This is a genomic window from Mesorhizobium sp. J8, assembly GCF_016591715.1.
Taxonomy (GTDB): domain Bacteria; phylum Pseudomonadota; class Alphaproteobacteria; order Rhizobiales; family Rhizobiaceae; genus Mesorhizobium.
This window is the reverse complement of the sequence record NZ_AP024109.1, coordinates 4313456-4330548: the sequence shown is the minus strand read 5'-3', so window position 1 is coordinate 4330548 and position 17093 is coordinate 4313456. Positions and strand designations below refer to the sequence as shown.

General features: G+C 66.2%; 16 protein-coding genes and 1 riboswitch. Of the genes, 8 read left to right on the top strand and 8 right to left on the bottom strand.

Annotated elements, in window-relative coordinates:
- Positions 1–768: a cobalt-precorrin-6A reductase gene (locus tag MJ8_RS20795; protein ID WP_201410623.1), complete on the top strand. Its 768-nt coding sequence runs from the start codon at positions 1–3 to the stop codon at positions 766–768.
- Here the strand turns inward: MJ8_RS20795 and MJ8_RS20790 are convergent.
- The 8 genes from MJ8_RS20790 to MJ8_RS20755 all read right to left on the bottom strand — a co-directional run bounded on the left by MJ8_RS20790 (position 732) and on the right by MJ8_RS20755 (position 10530).
- Positions 732–1496 carry a precorrin-3B C(17)-methyltransferase gene (locus MJ8_RS20790; RefSeq protein ID WP_201410622.1) on the bottom strand — a complete coding sequence of 255 codons (765 nt, stop codon included), beginning with the start codon at positions 1494–1496 and terminating at the stop codon, positions 732–734. The genes MJ8_RS20795 and MJ8_RS20790 overlap by 37 nt on opposite strands.
- On the bottom strand, positions 1493–2242 hold the full coding sequence (locus MJ8_RS20785; protein ID WP_201410621.1) for a precorrin-2 C(20)-methyltransferase: 750 nt from the start codon (positions 2240–2242) through the stop codon (positions 1493–1495). The genes MJ8_RS20790 and MJ8_RS20785 overlap by 4 nt, the downstream gene beginning before the upstream one ends.
- Complete coding sequence (locus MJ8_RS20780; RefSeq protein ID WP_201410620.1) at positions 2239–2871, bottom strand: precorrin-8X methylmutase; 633 nt, start codon at positions 2869–2871, stop codon at positions 2239–2241. Before MJ8_RS20780 ends, MJ8_RS20785 begins: the two co-directional genes overlap by 4 nt.
- On the bottom strand, positions 2872–4236 hold the full coding sequence (gene cobG / locus MJ8_RS20775) for a precorrin-3B synthase (protein ID WP_201410619.1): 1365 nt from the start codon (positions 4234–4236) through the stop codon (positions 2872–2874).
- Entirely contained in the window at positions 4233–7571 is a 3339-nt protein-coding gene (gene cobN, locus MJ8_RS20770) for a cobaltochelatase subunit CobN (protein WP_201410618.1), read from the bottom strand. Before cobN ends, cobG begins: the two co-directional genes overlap by 4 nt.
- 16 nt (positions 7572–7587) lie before the next feature.
- Positions 7588–8625, bottom strand: coding sequence for a cobalamin biosynthesis protein CobW (gene cobW, locus MJ8_RS20765; RefSeq protein ID WP_201410617.1), 1038 nt, complete (start codon positions 8623–8625; stop codon positions 7588–7590).
- A gap of 2 nt (positions 8626–8627) precedes the next feature.
- Positions 8628–9056: a DUF1636 family protein gene (locus MJ8_RS20760; RefSeq protein WP_201410616.1), complete on the bottom strand. Its 429-nt coding sequence runs from the start codon at positions 9054–9056 to the stop codon at positions 8628–8630.
- A gap of 39 nt (positions 9057–9095) precedes the next feature.
- Positions 9096–9300: riboswitch (cobalamin riboswitch) on the bottom strand.
- A gap of 30 nt (positions 9301–9330) precedes the next feature.
- Positions 9331–10530, bottom strand: a complete 1200-nt coding sequence (locus MJ8_RS20755; RefSeq protein ID WP_201410615.1) for a winged helix-turn-helix domain-containing protein — start codon at positions 10528–10530, stop codon at positions 9331–9333.
- A 334-nt stretch (positions 10531–10864) separates the two neighbouring features.
- Here MJ8_RS20755 and MJ8_RS20750 point away from each other — a divergent pair, with 334 nt between their 5' ends.
- The 7 genes from MJ8_RS20750 to MJ8_RS20720 all read left to right on the top strand — a co-directional run bounded on the left by MJ8_RS20750 (position 10865) and on the right by MJ8_RS20720 (position 17029).
- Positions 10865–11230, top strand: a complete 366-nt coding sequence (locus tag MJ8_RS20750) for an NADH-quinone oxidoreductase subunit A (protein ID WP_042643187.1) — start codon at positions 10865–10867, stop codon at positions 11228–11230.
- A complete protein-coding gene (locus MJ8_RS20745) occupies positions 11221–11802 on the top strand; it encodes a NuoB/complex I 20 kDa subunit family protein (RefSeq protein WP_015317338.1) in 582 nt (193 codons plus the stop codon). The genes MJ8_RS20750 and MJ8_RS20745 overlap by 10 nt, the downstream gene beginning before the upstream one ends.
- Before the next feature lie 4 nt (positions 11803–11806).
- Complete coding sequence (locus MJ8_RS20740; RefSeq protein ID WP_201410614.1) at positions 11807–12412, top strand: NADH-quinone oxidoreductase subunit C; 606 nt, start codon at positions 11807–11809, stop codon at positions 12410–12412.
- Between the two features lie 9 nt (positions 12413–12421).
- Positions 12422–13612, top strand: a complete 1191-nt coding sequence (locus tag MJ8_RS20735) for an NADH-quinone oxidoreductase subunit D (protein WP_126060207.1) — start codon at positions 12422–12424, stop codon at positions 13610–13612.
- Positions 13613–14956, top strand: coding sequence for an NADH-quinone oxidoreductase subunit E (locus MJ8_RS20730; RefSeq protein WP_201410613.1), 1344 nt, complete (start codon positions 13613–13615; stop codon positions 14954–14956).
- A gap of 10 nt (positions 14957–14966) precedes the next feature.
- The gene (gene nuoF, locus MJ8_RS20725; protein ID WP_040982034.1) at positions 14967–16271 is read left to right on the top strand and encodes an NADH-quinone oxidoreductase subunit NuoF; all 1305 of its coding nucleotides are present in this window, start codon (positions 14967–14969) and stop codon (positions 16269–16271) included.
- Positions 16272–16345: 74 nt separating this feature from the next.
- Positions 16346–17029 carry an NADH-ubiquinone dehydrogenase gene (locus MJ8_RS20720; protein WP_201410612.1) on the top strand — a complete coding sequence of 228 codons (684 nt, stop codon included), beginning with the start codon at positions 16346–16348 and terminating at the stop codon, positions 17027–17029.
- Positions 17030–17093: the final 64 nt, after the last annotated feature.

The following is a 17093-nucleotide window of genomic DNA, read 5'->3' as shown; positions in this document are numbered from 1 at the left end:
ATGACCCACCGCATTCTGATCCTCGGCGGAACCACGGAAGCCCGGCAGTTGGCCGGGAAGCTCGTCCGCCGCTCCGATTTGTCGGTCACGCTGTCGCTGGCCGGCCGCACCGAAAGTCCCGCGGCGCAAGGCGTGCCGGTGCGTGTCGGCGGCTTTGGCGGCGCCGACGGGCTGGCTGCCTATCTTCACGAGGAACATATCGATCTGCTGATCGACGCCACGCATCCATACGCCGCGCGCATCTCCGTCAACGCTGCCCAAGCGGCGCGGCAATCCGGTGTGCCGATCCTGGCGCTGCGCCGTCCCGGCTGGGAACCGCTCGCCGGCGATCGCTGGACGCTGGTCGACAATGTTACCGAGGCGGCAAGGGTGCTCGGCACAGCGCCGCGTCGCGTTTTCCTCGCCATCGGCCGGCAGGAGGCCGGCGCCTTCGAGGCCGCGCCGCAACACCGCTATTTGATCCGCAGCGTCGATCCGATCGAGCCGAAGCTCGCCGTGCCCGATGCGCTCTACCTGCTGGCGCGCGGGCCGTTCCCGGAAGCGGATGAGCGGGCGTTGCTCGAAAAGTACGGCATCGATGCCGTCGTTTCCAAGAACAGCGGCGGTGAGGCGACCTATGGCAAGATCGCCGCTGCGCGGGCGCTCGGCATCGAGGTGGTCATGATCCGCCGGCCAGCGCTGCCGGAGGTTCCCTCGGCCGAGACCGTCGATGCGCTGGCGGCAAAGGTCGATCATCTTTTCGCGCCCGTTGCCGAACGCGGCGTGTAGACCAGCGCGGGTTGCTCGCCGCGCTTGATGATCCGGGTCTCGGGCGAGCCGATGATGATGCAGGTCGACATGTCGGCCTTTGCCGCATCGGCGTCCGCCAACAGGAAAACCTCGATGCGCTCGTCCGGCCGGCCGGCGGCGCGGCCGAAGATCACCGGCGTGGTGCCGGGCAGGATCGCCTTCAGGCATTCGAAGGCGCGGCCGAGCTGCCAGGGGCGGGCCTTGCTGATCGGGTTGTAGAGCGCGATGACGAAGCCGGCTCCGGCGGCCGCGAGCAGGCGCAGCTCGATCAACTCCCAGGGTTTCAGATTGTCGGAGAGCGAGATGGCGCAGAAATCATGACCGAGCGGCGCGCCGATGCGGGCGGCGACCGCGAGCATGGCGGTGACGCCCGGAACGACCGAAAGGTCGATGGCACGCCATTCCGCAGGACCGGCTTCGATCGCCTCGCAAACGGCCGCGGCCATGGCGAAGACGCCGGGATCGCCGCCGGAAACGACGGCGACGTTGTGGCCTTCGGCGGCCTTGGCCAGCGCCTCGTTGGAACGGGCAAGCTCCTCGCGGTTGTCGGAGGCGATGCGGGTCTGATCCGGCCGCAGCTCCAGCCGGTCGAGATAGGGCTTGTAGCCATAGAAGAAGGAAGCCTCGGCGACGGCATTGGCAGCCTGCGGCGTGACCTGGTCCGCATTGCCGGGCCCGAGACCGATGACGGTAAGGCGGCCGCTCACGGCTTTGCCCCGGGACGGGCCGACCAGCCAGCGACCAGCACGATGGCGAAATAGGGCGCCTTGTCGTCCGGCTTTTCGGCGAGCCGCATCGAGACGCTGCCCGGCATGGAGCCGCGCTCGACATAGACGGCCTTGGCCAACTTGCCGGTCGCTTCCAGCGCGCGGCGGATCTTCGGCAGGTTGCGGCCGACCTTCATGATGACGGCGGCATCGGTGTCGGCGAGGCGCCGGGTCAATTCGAACTCGCTCATCGTGCCTGGCAGCACGGTCAGCACGTCGTCGCCCTGGACGATCGGCAGGCCGGTCTGCGACCAGCAACCGGACATGGCGGTGATGCCGGGGATGACCTCGGTCGGGAAGCGATGCGCCAGGCGCACATGCAGGTGCATGTAGGAGCCGTAGAAAAGCGGGTCGCCCTCCGACAAAACGGCAACCATCCTGCCGGCGCCGAGATGCTCGGCGATCTGCTCGGCCGACTGTTCATAGAAATCGGTGATCTGCGCGCGGTAGTCGTCGTGATCCTTGTCGATCTCCGTCGTCACCGGATAGAGCAGCGGCAGCTCGATCATGTCCGGGCGGAAGCGCGCCTCGACGATGGCGCGCGCATTGCTGTTGTTGCCGCGCTTGGCGAAATAGGCGACGACGTCGGCCTCGGCCAATGCCCGCGCGGCCTTCAGCGTCAAAAGCTCCGGATCGCCGGGGCCGGTGCCGACGCCGACCAGACGGCCTTCCACGATCGCGTTCACAGGCCGGGCCTCGCCAGAGAGTTGAGCGCGGCGGCGGTCATGGCGCTGCCGCCCAGCCTGCCGCGCACGATGGCATAAGGTACGCCATAGGAATTGTCGGCTAGCGCGTCCTTGGATTCGGCGGCACCGACGAAGCCGACCGGCATGCCGATGATCGCGGCGGGCTTCGGCGCGCCGTCGCGCAGTTTTTCCAAGAGATAGAACAGCGCGGTCGGCGCATTGCCGATGGCAACGACGGAGCCGGCCATGCGCTCGCCCCACAGATCGATCGCCGCGGCCGAGCGCGTGTTGCCGATCTCTCTGGCGATGTCGTGCGTGCGCGGGTCACGCAGCGTGCAGATCACCTCGTTGCCGGCCGGCAGCCGGGCGCGAGTGACGCCATGCGCGACCATTTCGGCATCGCAGAAGATCGGCGCGCCGGCGGCGAGGGCGGTACGAGCGGCGGCGACGAAATCGCTGGAGAAGACGAAATTCTTGGCGGCTTCGACCTGGCCGCAGGCATGGATCATGCGGATCGCGACATCGGCTTCGGCCTCGGAGAAGCGCGACAGGTCCGCCTCGGCGCGGATGATGGCGAAAGAGCGCTCGTAGATCGCCATCCCGTCATGGATATAGTCGTAGGCGGCCATTCACTGGTTCCGTCGATAGAGTTCGGCGACGCCGGCAGCGCCAAGCCTTGTGAGGCAAGCGGCGGCGGTCTCGCCTTGATTTCGTTCACGGCGGACCGCCGCCGCAATGGCGGCAACCCCGCGCGCGGCGTCATAGCCCGGCCTGTATCCGTCAGGAAGGGCCTTTGCCGTCCCGTCCACGACAAGTCCGGCTCCGTTTTCGTCGCCGACCAGGGTGAGCGCGGTGGTGCCGGGATGCGCGCAGCCCTTGGCGCAGCCGGAAATGTGGAGCGTCAGCGAGGCGTCGAGGAGGTCGGCGCTTTGCTTGGCGATTGTCTCGGCGATGGTGCGCGTGGCAATGCGGCCGGAGGCGCAGGCCGGCGCGCCCGGGCAAGCGGCGATGCGGGTGCGCGGATCGGTGGGGTCGGTGACGAAGCCGAGGGCTGTGGCGGCGGTTTGCAGTGAGGTACAGGCGGACGGAGAGAGGCCGAGGGCAAGCAGGGCACGACCGGGGGCGAGGCGGATTTCGGTCGCGCCGAGGTGTGAGGCTTGTGTCGCCAGGTTGATGAGGTTTTGGGCCGGCATGCTGCCGTAGGGCAGGACGATGCCGAGCGCGTGGCCGGCGTTCAATTCGAAAAAGCCAATCGGCAAGCGATAGCCCTCTACGGCGCCTCCCTCTGTCCTGCCGGACATCTCCGGCAGGACAGAGGGGGGCGCGAAGGAGTGCCAGCCTGCGAGAGAGGCCAACTGCCGCTCCGACAAATCGCGGGTATGCGCCTCCCGGCCCTTTTCCGCGACCATCCGGAGGGCAGCAACTGTAATGTCACGCCCGGCATGCGCATCGACCGTCGCGAGCGGCTTTGCACCAAGCGTGTCGCCGGCAACCGACACGGCCCAACGGACATCCCCGCCGGCCCGCACGGCCCTCAGCCTCACATCGGCTGTCACCGCATCCATCGCCAGTTGGCCACCGCCGTCGACAACCACCGATACCTTCGGCCCCAGCCCCGCCGTCAGCCCGGCCTCCTCGATCGCCGCCCTGATCCGTTCGGCCAATGGCCGCGGATCGGCAATCTCTTGCGGATCGATCCCCGCCAGTGGCCCGGTCTCGATCGGAACGCCGGCCCGCGCCGCGATACCCAGCGCGTCCACCTCGGCCGCCAGCAACCGGGCGCTCTCGGCGGTCAAACCACGTACCTGCAGGCTGCCGCGCGCGGTCACTTCCATGATGCCGTTGCCGTGGCGCAGGGCGGATTCGGCGAGTCCGATCAGCGACTTGGGAGCAAATCCCCCGGCGACCGGGTTGAGCCGCACCAGAAGCCCGTCGCCGGTCTGCATCGGCGCGCTGAGGGCAGGGCAGGCCCCGCGTCGCGAGAAGGCGTTCATGCCGCCACCCCACTTGCCTGCGCTTCCGCGATCAGGGCTGTGAGATCATCGTCGATGGAATTCCTGAGCGGATGCCAGAGGCCGCGCCGCCGCGCGGCGAGGAACCGTTCGGCGATGACTTTCGCGGCGGCGGGGTTCTCGCGCAGCAGGAAAGCCCGAACGTCGGGGTCGCCGACATAGGCGTCATGCACGGCCTCGATCAGCGCGCCTGAAATGGCATGGGTGGTCTCGGCGAAGCCGACCAGCCGGTCGACGGTCTCGGCGAATTCGGAGGCGCCGCGCGGGCCGTGACGCATCTGGCCGGCGATGAAGCGCGGGTTGACCGCGCGGGCGCGGACCACTCGGGCCACTGCTTCACCGACCGAACGCGGCTTCGGCTTTTTCGGGTCGGTGGTGTCGAGCACGATGACGTCAGCATTCCGGCCGAGCGCGGCGAGGGCGGCCGAAAAGCCGCCGATAAAGGCGACGTCGGCCGAGCCTTCGAGGATGTCGCGGCCCGGATCGTCGCCGGTGTGGACCAGGAGGTCGGCCTCAGCAATGCGGGTTTCGAAGGCGCCAGGCGCCGAAATCGCCTCTCCATCCACGCCGCCATAGGCGTGCGAGGTGGCCTCCAGATAGGCGCGGCCGATCTCCTCGCGTGCACCCCATTCGCCGCGCGACAGCAGATCCTCGACGCCGGCGCCATAGGTGCCGGGCGAGGTGCCGAAAATGCGCGGGCTGACCTTGCCTTGGACGCGGGTCGCGGCGGCGAGCGGGTTCTCCGAATCGTCCTCGTCGCGGCCGGCCACGGCATTGGCGGCGGCATCGATCAGCGCGATCTGGGTCGGGAACATGTCGCGGAAAAGGCCGGAAATGCGCCAGGTGACATCGACGCGCGGACGGCCGAGCGCAGCCGGCGGCAGCACCTCGATGCCGGTGACGCGGCCGGTGGCGGCATCCCATTGCGGCCGGCAGCCCATCAGCGCCAGGCCTTGCGCGATTTCCTCGCCGCCTGTGCGCAGCGAGGCTGAACCCCAGAGATCGATGACCAGGGAGCGCGGCCAGTCGCCATGGCTCTGCATGTAGCTGCGCACCACTTCCTCCGCTGCCGCCTGGCCGAGGTCATAGGCGGTCGGGGTCGGCATGGTGCGCGGATCGGAAGTGAAGAGGTTGCGGCCGGTGGGCAGCACATCGGAACGGCCACGCGCCGGGGCGCCGGCGGGACCCGCCTTGATGTGGCGGCCATCGAGGGCGGCAAGCAGGGCGGCCTTTTCGGCTTCCGCGCTTTGCCGGCGCAGCGGATCGGCTTCGTCCTCCGGCGCGCGGCCATAGACATGCAGCCCGTCCTTGACGGCGAAATCCTTGAGGTCGCAGAGCCAGGCATCGATGCGGCGCAACGCTTCGTCGGGCTGGTCGGTCTTCGCCACGCCGGCTTCCGAGGCAAGCCCGGTCTTCCGCGCCGTCTCAACGATCAGCTTTGCCAGGCGGTCGCGGCGGCGGCGGTCGAGGCCGTCGGCCTGGGCATATTCGTCGACCAGCCGCTCCAGCTTCTGCTGCGCTTCGTCAAGGCCAGCGCCGGTCAGCGGCGGGGGCAGGTGGCCGAGCGTCACGGCCGAGATGCGGCGCTTGGCCTGTGCCGCCTCGCCGGGATTGGAGACGATGAAGGGATAGATGACCGGCAGCGAGCCGGCGACAATCTCGGGGAAGCAGGTTTCGGAGAGCGCGACGGTCTTGCCCGGCAACCATTCCAGCGTGCCGTGGGCGCCAACATGGACGATGGCGTGGACGCCGAGCGATTTTTGCAGCCAGAGGCCGAAGGCGATTAGCTCGTGGCGGGGCGGCAGGGTCGGGTCGTGATAGTCGGCGCGCCGGTCGGCGGAGCGGCCGCGGTCGGGGGCGAGTGCCACGGTGACGTTGCCGAAGGTCGCGGCGCGGAAGGGGAAATGGGTTTTAGGGGTTACCTGCGAAGGTTTGCCCCATGCGGCTTCCACTGTATCGCGCGCTACCTCCGGCAATTCGGCCGAAAAGGCGAGATAATCCTCTACGGGGAGGCCTTGCCCTGCCTTCAGCGCATCCAGCAATTCCCGCGGCGATTGCGGAATCCCGTCAACAGCATATCCCTGTTCCTTAAGGTCCTGCAGCATCGCGAGCACGCTTGACGGCACGTCAAGTCCTACGGCGTAGCCGGTCCTTCCAGGCGCGCTGGGATAATTCGGGATCAGGATGGCAAGTTTGCGCTCGGCCCGCCCGGTCCGCCGCAGACGGATAAACGCGGCGATCCGCTTGGCGACCTGCGACACGCGATCCGCCTCGGGCCGGTTGGCGAAGGCGCGGAAGGCCAGCGCCGGATCGGTCTCAACCTCGCCCTTGAAGGAGATGGCGCCGGCGAGGATACGGCCGTCGAGTTCGGGCAGCACGACATGCATGGCGAGGTCGGCGGGCGCCAGGCCGCGCTGGTTCTTGTCCCAGACTTCGCGCCGCGTCGTGGCGACGATGACTTGGAAGACAGGCACGCCGGCGCGGTCGAACAGGGTCTCGGCGCCGGGCTCCGCGCCGGAGGCAAAGGCCGTGGCGGTAACGATGGCGGCGGGGTTCAGCGAGGCGATGGCGGTTTCGACTAAGGCGGGAGACGCCGGATCCTTGAGGCTGGACACGAAGATCGGCACGGGGGCCATGCCTTGTGAGCGCAACGCATCGGCCAGCGCGTCGATTGGCGCGACGTCCGCGGCGAGCAGCATCGAGCGGTAGAAGAGGATGGGGATGACCAGGGTACTGAGGGATAGCGCCGGCTTTTCGACGACGCCAACTCCTGGCAGGTAATATCCCGCCTTAGGCACGCTCACCGGCTCGGTCACGGCCGCATCCGACCCGGCCAGACGCGCCAGCCTTTGCACCAGCGCATTCATATTGGCTGGCCCGCCTTCGCGGAAATAGCCGAGCAACGCGTCCAGATCGGCGCGCGGCAGGGTGGAGGCTTCGATCAGGCGCTGGTCCTCGTCATGGCTTTCGCCGGGCAGCAGCGCGAGCTTTATGCCGCGCTCGCGCGCGATCGCGCCGAGCTGGTCGCAGCCATAGCGCCACCAGTCATAGCCGCCGAGGATGCGCACGAGGATGACCTTGGCGTGGCGGGCGACGCTGTCGATCCACAGGTCCACCGACATCGGATGACGCAGGTCGCGCAGCGCCGCCAGCCGCATTGACGGCAGCCGCGCAGCACCGGCCTTCCAGGCGGCGGCCAGGCCGGCGAGGTCGCTGTCGGTGAAGGACAGCGCCACCACATCCGCAGGCGTCTGCCTGAGGTCGATCGGCTCGGCGAGATCGTCGAGCGAAGCGGATGTGGTGGTGAGGATATGCATCGCGGTCCGGATTGCCTCAGCCGGCGAGGATACGCTCGATCGCCGGGCGGTTCAGCCCTTTGAGGCCGATGACGACGAGTCGCGAGCGGCGGTCGTCCTCAGCCGTCCAGGCGCGGTCGTAATAATGATTGACGCGCGGGCCGACGGCCTGCAGGAGGAGCCGCATCGGCTTGCCGCCGACCTCGACGAAGCCTTTGACGCGCAGCACGTTCTCCTGCTCGGCGGCAAGGGCGACGCGCTTTGCCAGCTCGTCGGGATTGGCGATCGACGGGATATCGACGACGAAGGAATCGAAATCGTCGTGCTCGTGATCGAGCTCGTCGTCGTGATGGGTCTTGCGGTTCTCGATATCGTCTTCGACGGCGAGACCGAGGCCGAGCAGCACCGAAGCATCGACCTTGCCCTGCGCGGTCGGCACGACTTTCACGGCGCGCGCGATATGTTCGCCGATGACGGCGTTGGCGCGCTCAGCGCCCGCCGCATCCATCAAATCGCTCTTCGACAGGATGATCAGGTCGGCGCAGGCGATCTGGTCCTCGAACACCTCCTCGACCGGATCGTCATGGTCGAGCGAATCGTCCGCGGCGCGCTGCGCCTGAAGCGCGTCCATGTCGGAGGCGACGCGGCCGTCGGCCAGCGCCGGGCCGTCGACCACGGCGACGACGCCGTCGACGGTGACGCGGCTCTTCACGGTCGGCCATTGGAAGGCTTGCACCAAGGGCTTCGGCAGAGCGAGGCCGGAGGTCTCGATCAGGATGTGGTCGACCTTCGGCGTGCGGGACAGGATCTGGTCGAGCGCCGGCACGAAATCGTCGGCGACGGTGCAGCAGATGCAGCCATTGGCGAGCTCGACGATGTTTTCCTCCGGGCAGGTGTCGACGCCGCACCCCTTCAGGATCTCGCCATCGATGCCGACATCGCCGAACTCGTTGACGATGATCGCCAGCCGCTTGCCCTTGGCGTTTTCGAGCAGGTTGCGGATCAACGTGGTCTTGCCGGCGCCGAGGAAGCCGGTGACGACGGTGCAGGGCACGCGGGAAACGGAAGCGTTCATGGTCAGTCCTTCAGCATGTCGAGGGGAGGGATGCGGGCAACCAGGCCGCGCTTGAGGGAATCGGGTCGGCCGCGCCAGGGGATCAGGCCGTCGGTCGAGGTGGCGAAGAGCTTTGCGCCGGCGACGAGGTCGGCGCCGCTGGTGGTGTCCAGGTCGCCGAAGACATAGCTCCAGCAGCCGTCGCGCAGCAGCGCGGCGCTCAGCCGGCGCTTGCAGTTGCCGAGGCATTCGACGGTGCGGATGCAGATATTTTCGCTCGAGGCGGCACGGCGCGTGTCTTCGGCCAGCAGGGCGCCGGCGCGCGGATGGGCGTCCGAGCCGCCCTCGTCACGACAGGAGGAACAGACGATGACCGTCACGCCGGCCAGCGCGTCATCGCGTTCGGACGAACTGTCCGCATTATTTGCCGGGGAACTGCCGTTGCGATCCAAAACCAGGCTCCTTGCCCGGAAAACCCGCCGGGCATTCGGATACTTAAAGTCTCAGACGGCAGGTCTCCTGGCTCGCGGGTCGTCGCCTCAGATGCCGCCTTCCCGGGAACACCCCAGTGGTTTTCGGCCGAGGCTCGTCGCTTACAGTTGCGGGGACAGCCGCGGATTTGGGTTTTCGGCCCGCACCGCATTCCCTCTTGGCTCCTCCCTTTGCCGGGAGAAGACCGTCTGGGTCAGGATTTAGGCTTACGGCTAGGCGCCTGTCAACGCGCGGCTACGACACCTTGATGTCGGCCAGCGCCGGTCCGAGGTCTCCGGCCGGCGTCACTTCGATCGCCTCTAAGCCAAGCCATGCCTGCATCTGCTTCAGTTCGTCGAACAGCTGGGCGGCGGTTTCGGCGGGAGCACCGGGCTCGGCATAAGCGGCATGGACGCGCAGCACGCTGGCCGGACGGTCGGCCCTCAGGTCGACGCGGGCGACGATGCGGTCGCCGAGCAGGAAGGGCAGCACGTAATAACCATACTGGCGCTTTTCCGCCGGCGTGTAGATCTCGATGCGGTAGCGGAAATTGAAGAGTTTTTCCGTCCGGGTGCGTTCGAAAACCACTGGATCGAAGGGCGCAAGCAGGGCGCGCGCCTCGATCCGGCGCGGGAAGCGGGCGTCCTTATGGAGATAGGCTGTTTTGTCCCAGCCTTCGACCTTCACCGGCAGCAAGTCGCCGGTCTCGACCAGCTCCTCGATGCGGTCCTTCGTGTCGCCCGGCGCGAGGCGGAAATAGTCGCGCAGGTCGCCATAGGTGGCGACGCCGTGGGCGCGCGCCGAGATGCGCAGCAATTCGCGATGGGCGTCCTCGACCGAGGGCACGGGCAGGTCTAGCACGGCCTGCGGCAAAACGCGCTCCGGCAGATCATAGTAGCGTTCGAAGCCGCGCCGGTAGGCAGTGGTGATGCGCCCGGCCCAGAAGAGCCATTCGAAAGCGTGCTTGGCCTCGCTCCAGCCCCACCAGCCGCCATTGCCCTTGTGGCCCTCGATGCCGGAGGCGGCGATCGGCCCGCGCTCGACGACCTCTCTATAGATCTCGTCGATCATCGCCTTGCGCTCACGGCCCCATTTCGCCAGGCCGAGATACATCTCGTCGCCCTGCTCGGCGCGCTGCATGCGCCAGCGCATCAAGGGATAGGTCTCAACCGGCAGGAACGAGGCCTCGTGCGCCCAATATTCAAAAACTGCGCGCTTGCGGGTGACGGCCGCGTTATCAAGCAGCGACAGCGGGTAGGAGCCGAGGCGCGAATAGAGCGGCATGTAGTGCGCGCGCACCACGGCGCTCACGGAATCGATCTGCAGCAGGCCGGTTCGCGAAAGCACCCGCGCAAGGTGGCGACGATCCGGAACCCCTGCCGGGCGAGGGTCGTTGAACCCTTGCGCGCCGAGCGCGATGCGCCTGGCCATGGCGAGCGAGATTTTCTCCTTCATCAAGGTGTCCTTGCCCCGATCGTCCGTGGATTTTTAGCCGGTGATTCCGACCATGCTAGCAGGCAAATGGCGGGAGATATGTCAGGAGAGAAAAGTGGAGTGAAAATTGAAGGAAATCAAACAGGAGCGGATCGGACCAGTTTCTTCCGATAAGGCGTCCAGGGCCGCGATTTGAACAAGGTTTGACTTGCGTCACCGAAACCGCTGCGCTAACCCTCGCCGCGTTGCAGCATGGGCCCTCCTAAAACGGTTCAGCGGTTAAACTGTCACGCTTCCGCATTAGAGTTCGTTGCTGTAATCAAAGTGAACTGCCCCGCCGAAGGAAAGCCGCCGCATGAGCGCACTCCTGAGTTCGTATCTGCCTATCGTCCTGTTCATCGCCGTGGCGATGATCGTCGGTCTCGCGCTTATCATTGCGCCCTTCCTGGTGGCCTACCGCAATCCCGATCCGGAAAAGCTTTCCGCCTACGAATGCGGGTTCAACTCGTTCGACGACGCCCGCATGAAGTTCGACATCCGCTTCTACCTGGTGTCGATCCTGTTCATCATCTTCGATCTCGAGGTCGCCTTCCTGTTCCCGTGGGCGGTGTCCTTCTCGAAGCTCGGCATGCTCGGCTTCTGGTCGATGATGGTGTTTCTGGCGGTGCTGACCATCGGCTTTGCCTATGAATGGAAAAAAGGAGCGCTGGAATGGGATTGAACGACAGTTCAGGCACCCTCGTCGCGCCAAAGCCCAAGGGCATCATCGACCCCAACACCGGCAGGCCGGTGGGGGAAGATGATCCCTTCTTCCTTGAAATCAACAATGAACTGGCCGACAAGGGCTTCCTTGTCACCTCGACCGAAGCGCTGATCACCTGGGCGCGCAGCGGCTCGCTGATGTTCATGACCTTCGGCCTCGCCTGCTGCGCGGTCGAGATGATCCACACCTCGATGCCGCGCTACGATTCGGAGCGTTTCGGCGTCGCGCCGCGCGCGTCTCCCCGCCAATCCGACATCATGATCGTTGCCGGCACGCTGACCAACAAGATGGCGCCTGCGCTGCGCAAGGTCTACGACCAGATGCCGGAGCCGCGCTACGTCATCTCGATGGGCTCCTGCGCCAATGGCGGCGGCTACTACCACTATTCCTATTCGGTGGTGCGCGGCTGCGACCGCGTCGTGCCGGTCGACATCTATGTGCCCGGCTGCCCGCCGAGCGCCGAAGCGCTGCTCTACGGCATTCTCCTTCTGCAGAAGAAGATCCGCCGCACCGGCACGATCGAACGGTGAGCCGATGACCCTGGCGTTGAACGAACTCTCCACCTATCTCGGCGAGAAGCTCTCCGGCCGCATCGGCGAAGCCGTGCTTGCCTATGGCGAGCTGACCGTCTCGGTCGAGCCGGGCAATCTGATCGAGGTGGCGACCTTCCTGCGCGACGATCCGCGCTGCCAGTTCATCTCGATCATCGACATATGCGGCGCAGACTACCCGTCGCGTGTCAGGCGCTTCGATGTCGTCTATCACCTTCTGTCGCCGAAGCAGAATGTGCGCATCCGCCTCAAGGTCCAGACCGACGAGGAAATGCTGGTGCCGTCGCTGACGGCCGTCTATCCCGGCGCCGACTGGTACGAACGCGAGACCTACGACCTCTACGGCGTGCTGTTCAGCGGCCATCCGGATCTGCGCCGCATCCTTACCGACTACGGCTTCGAGGGGCACCCGTTGCGCAAGGATTTCCCGCTGACCGGCTTCGTCGAGGTTCGCTACGATGACGAGGCCAAGCGGGTCATCTACGAGCCGGTCGAGCTCAAGCAAGAATTCCGCAATTTCGATTTTCTTTCTCCTTGGGAAGGGACGGACTACGTCCTGCCGGGGGATGAAAAAGCCAAGACGAATTGAGGCGCCACAATGGCTGAAACCTCCGTCCGCAACTTCAACATCAACTTCGGTCCGCAGCACCCTGCGGCGCATGGCGTTTTGCGCCTGGTGCTGGAGCTTGACGGCGAGGTGGTCGACCGCGTCGATCCGCATATCGGCCTGCTTCACCGCGGCACCGAGAAACTTATCGAGGCCAAGACCTACCTGCAGGCCGTGCCTTATCTCGACCGGCTCGACTATTGCGCGCCGATGAACCAGGAGCATGCCTTCGCGCTCGCGGCAGAGCGGTTGCTCGGCATCGAGGTACCGAAGCGCGGCCAGCTGATCCGCGTGCTCTATTCCGAGATGGGCCGCATCATGTCGCACATCCTGAATGTGACGACGCAGGCGATGGACGTCGGCGCGTTGACGCCGCCGCTGTGGGGCTTCGTCGAGCGCGAGAAGCTGATGGTGTTCTATGAACGCGCCTCGGGCTCGCGCATGCATGCGGCCTATTTCCGGCCGGGCGGCGTGCATCAGGACCTGCCGCAGAAGCTGGTCGAGGACATTGGCAAGTGGATCGACCCGTTTCTGAAGTCGATTGACGACCTCGACGCGCTTTTGACCGGTAACCGCATCTTTAAGCAGCGCAATGTCGATATCGGCACGGTGTCGCTGGCCGACGCCTGGGCGTGGGGCTTTTCGGGTGTGATGGTGCGCGGTTCGGGCGCGGCCTGGGACCTGCGCAAATCGCAGCCCTATGAATGCTATTCCGAGATGGATTTCGACATTCCGGTCGGCAAGAATGGCGACTGCTACGACCGTTATCTCGTGCGCATGGAAGAGATGCGCCAGTCGGCCAAGATCATGCGCCAGTGCGTGGATCTGCTGCTCGGCAAGGAGAGCGCCGGCCCGGTGTCGAATCTCGACGGCAAGGTGGTGCCGCCGAAGCGCGCGGCGATGAAGCGCTCGATGGAAGCGCTGATCCATCACTTCAAGCTCTATACCGAGGGCTATCGCGTGCCGGCCGGCGAGGTCTATGCGGCCGTCGAGGCGCCGAAGGGCGAATTCGGCGTCTATCTGGTCTCCGACGGCACCAACAAGCCCTATCGCTGCAAGCTGCGCGCGCCTGGTTTCGCGCATCTGCAGGCCATGGACTTCCTGTGCCGCGGCCACATGCTGGCCGACGTCACCGCCGTGCTTGGCTCCCTCGACATCGTGTTTGGTGAGGTCGATCGCTAAATGTCAGTCCGCCGTCTTGCAGAAGCCAGCCTCCAGCCCGCCTCATTCGCCTTCAACAAGGAGAATGCGGCGGCCGCCCAGCAGTGGATCGCCAAATACCCGAAGGGGCGCGAGCAGTCGGCCATCATCCCGCTGCTGATGCTGGCGCAGGAGCAGGAAGGCTGGGTCACCAAGGCGGCGATCGAGACGATCTCCGACATGCTCGGCATGCCGCGCATCCGCGGCCTCGAAGTCGCGACCTTCTACACGCAGTACCAGCTCAACCCGGTCGGCACACGCGCCCACATCCAGGTCTGCGGCACCACGCCCTGCATGCTGCGCGGCTCGGAAGCGCTGATGGATGTGTGCCGTTCGAAGATCCATCACGACCAGTTCCACACCAACGACAAAGGCACGCTGTCGTGGGAGGAGGTCGAATGCCTCGGCGCCTGCGTCAACGCGCCGATGGTCATGATCTTCAAGGACACTTTCGAGGACCTGACGCCTGAGCGTCTGGCCGAGATCATCGATCTCTACGACGCCGGCAAGGGCGCCGAGGTTAAGCCCGGACCGCAGAACGGCCGCCACGGGTCCGAACCGGCCGATGGTTTGAAGACGCTGACAGATGAAAAGGCGATCTTGAAGTCGACGCGCGACAAGGAAGCCAAGGCAGCCGCGAAGGCCGCCAAGGATGCCGCCGCCGCGGCGCCGGCTGCCGCTCCTGCCGCCGCCGTCTCGCCGGCGGCACCTGCCGCGGCCCCGGCACCCGCTGCGCCGGCAACTCCGCCGCCGGCGGCCTCGGGTCCGGTTGCACCGTCCAAGTCCAGCAAGCCGAAGACGCATGCTGCCGAAACCAGCCCGGCGCTCAACACGCCGTCGCCGGTCAAGGTCGCCCCGGCGACCGAGAACGGCGCCAGTGTCAGGGCGCCCCGCCACTCGGCCGCCAACGCCAACCAGGCTTCCCCCGAAGTCGAGGCTGTTGCCAAGCCGCGCAGCGGACCGCAGACGAAAGCCGAACCGGCCACGGCCTTCAAGGCGCCGGAGACCAAGCAGCCCGTTGCCAAGACGGCGAAGCCTTCGCTGGACGACAAGAACCGACCGGTCGGCGTCGAGCGCCCGGCGACGGTCGACGACCTCAAGCTGATCTCCGGCGTCGGCCCGAAGATCGAAGCGATCCTGCATTCGTTGGGCATCTACACTTTCGCCCAGGTCGCCGGCTGGAAGAAAGCCGAGCGCGAATGGGTCGACGGTTATCTCAATTTCCGCGGCCGCATCGAGCGCGACGACTGGGTGAAGCAGGCCAAGGCGCTCGCCAAGGGCGGCGTCGCCGAATACATCCGCGTCTTCGGCAAGAAGCCGGTCTGAGGGACGAAAAATGCTTCAGGACAAAGACCGCATCTTCACCAACATCTACGGCCTGTTCGACAAGTCGCTGGCCGGCGCGCAGTCGCGCGGCATCTGGGACGATACGCCAGGCCTCATCGCCAAGGGCCGCGACTGGATCGTCAACGAGATGAAAGCGTCCGGCCTGCGCGGCCGCGGCGGCGCCGGCTTCCCGACCGGGCTGAAGTGGTCGTTCATGCCCAAGCAGAGCGACGGGCGCCCGAGCTATCTCGTCATCAACGCCGACGAATCCGAGCCCGGCACCTGCAAGGACCGCGACATCCTGCGCAACGATCCGCACACGCTGGTCGAAGGCGCGCTGGTCGCCGGCTTCGCCATGGGCGCGGTCGCGGCCTATATCTATGTGCGCGGCGAGTTCATCCGCGAGCGCGAGGCATTGCAGCGGGCCATCGACGAGGCTTACGCGGCCAAGCTCATCGGCAAGAACAACACGTCCGGCTACGACTTCGACGTCTACATGCATCATGGCGCCGGCGCCTATATCTGCGGCGAGGAGACCGCGCTTCTCGAAAGCCTCGAAGGCAAGAAGGGCCAGCCGCGGCTGAAGCCGCCATTCCCTGCCAATGTCGGCCTTTACGGCTGCCCGACCACCGTCAACAACGTCGAATCGATCGCGGTGGCGCCGACCATCCTGCGCCGGGGCGCGGCCTGGTTCTCGTCCTTCGGCCGGCCGAACAATGCCGGCACCAAGCTGTTCTGCGTGTCGGGCCACGTCAACAATCCGTGCACGTTCGAAGAAGCGATGTCGATCCCGTTCCGCGAACTGATCGAGACGCATTGCGGCGGCATCCGCGGCGGCTGGGACAATCTGCTCGCGGTCATCCCGGGCGGCGCTTCTGTGCCGCTGGTGCCGGCCGAGCAGATCATGGATGCGCCGATGGATTTCGACGCGCTGCGCGATCTCAAATCCGGCCTCGGCACGGCGGCCGTCATCGTCATGGACAAGTCGACGGATGTCGTGAAGGCGATCGCCAGACTCTCCTACTTCTACAAGCATGAGAGCTGCGGCCAGTGCACGCCGTGCCGCGAAGGCACCGGCTGGATGTGGCGGGTGATGGAGCGGCTGGTGCGCGGCGAGGCGCAGAAGCGCGAGATCGACATGCTGCTCGACGTCACCAAGCAAGTCGAGGGCCACACGATCTGCGCGCTGGGCGATGCGGCGGCCTGGCCGATCCAGGGCCTGATGCGGCATTTCCGCGGCGAGGTGGAACGCCGCATCGACGAGTTTTCACGCAACGCGCACCGGGTCGAGCCGGTGATGGTGGCGGCGGAATAAGACTTCGAAATACGGGCGCAAGCCCGGACTGAAAGCAGGGGCGGGGCATACGAAGAAACGACCAGGAGCTCTCTATGGCGCCGTATTCGATACCCTATCCATTCATGCCTGATTTGGACCAACTCGAGAAGATGAACCAGGACCTGACCAAGATGATGCCGAAGGAGATGGCCAGCGCCGTCAACCTTCTGGCGCATCCGGTCGCGGGCGCCGCGGCGATGTCGGCGCTCGGCATCGGTCTTGCCAACCATGCCGTCGGCATGTGGATGGGCGCCTTCACCGGCGCGCTGGAGGCCTCGCAGCGCATGTTTGAGCCTTTCCTCGACGACCTCGCGGCTCGGAGCGAAGCGGCTGCCAACGCCTCCAAGGCGCGCAAGGCGACCGAGACTCTGATCGCCAGGGCGCAGACCTTCGCCAGGGACGTGACCGACATCGGGGCGACCGCGACCGAGAAAGCACTTGACGCGGCCGGGTCCGGCCTTGTCGCCTCACCGGCTGCGACCGGGCTGATGCCTGAGGATTTCCGGCAGCCGAAAGCCATCGACAAGCCGGCGAAGCCGTCGGACCTTAAGGCGATTTCCGGCATCGGACCGAAGCTGGAGAAGGTGCTCAACGGTCTCGGTATCTGGACCTATGGCCAGATCGCCGCCTGGACGTCGGAAGAGATCGCCTGGGTGGAAGATTACCTGTCGCTCGCCGGCCGCATCGGCCGCGACGACTGGACTGCCCAGGCCGCGGCGCTCGCCGCGAAGAAGTGAATTGAGATGCCGGGCGCGGCTCAGGTCGCGCGCGGAAAGATAGATTGCGGGACATCCGCAGGGG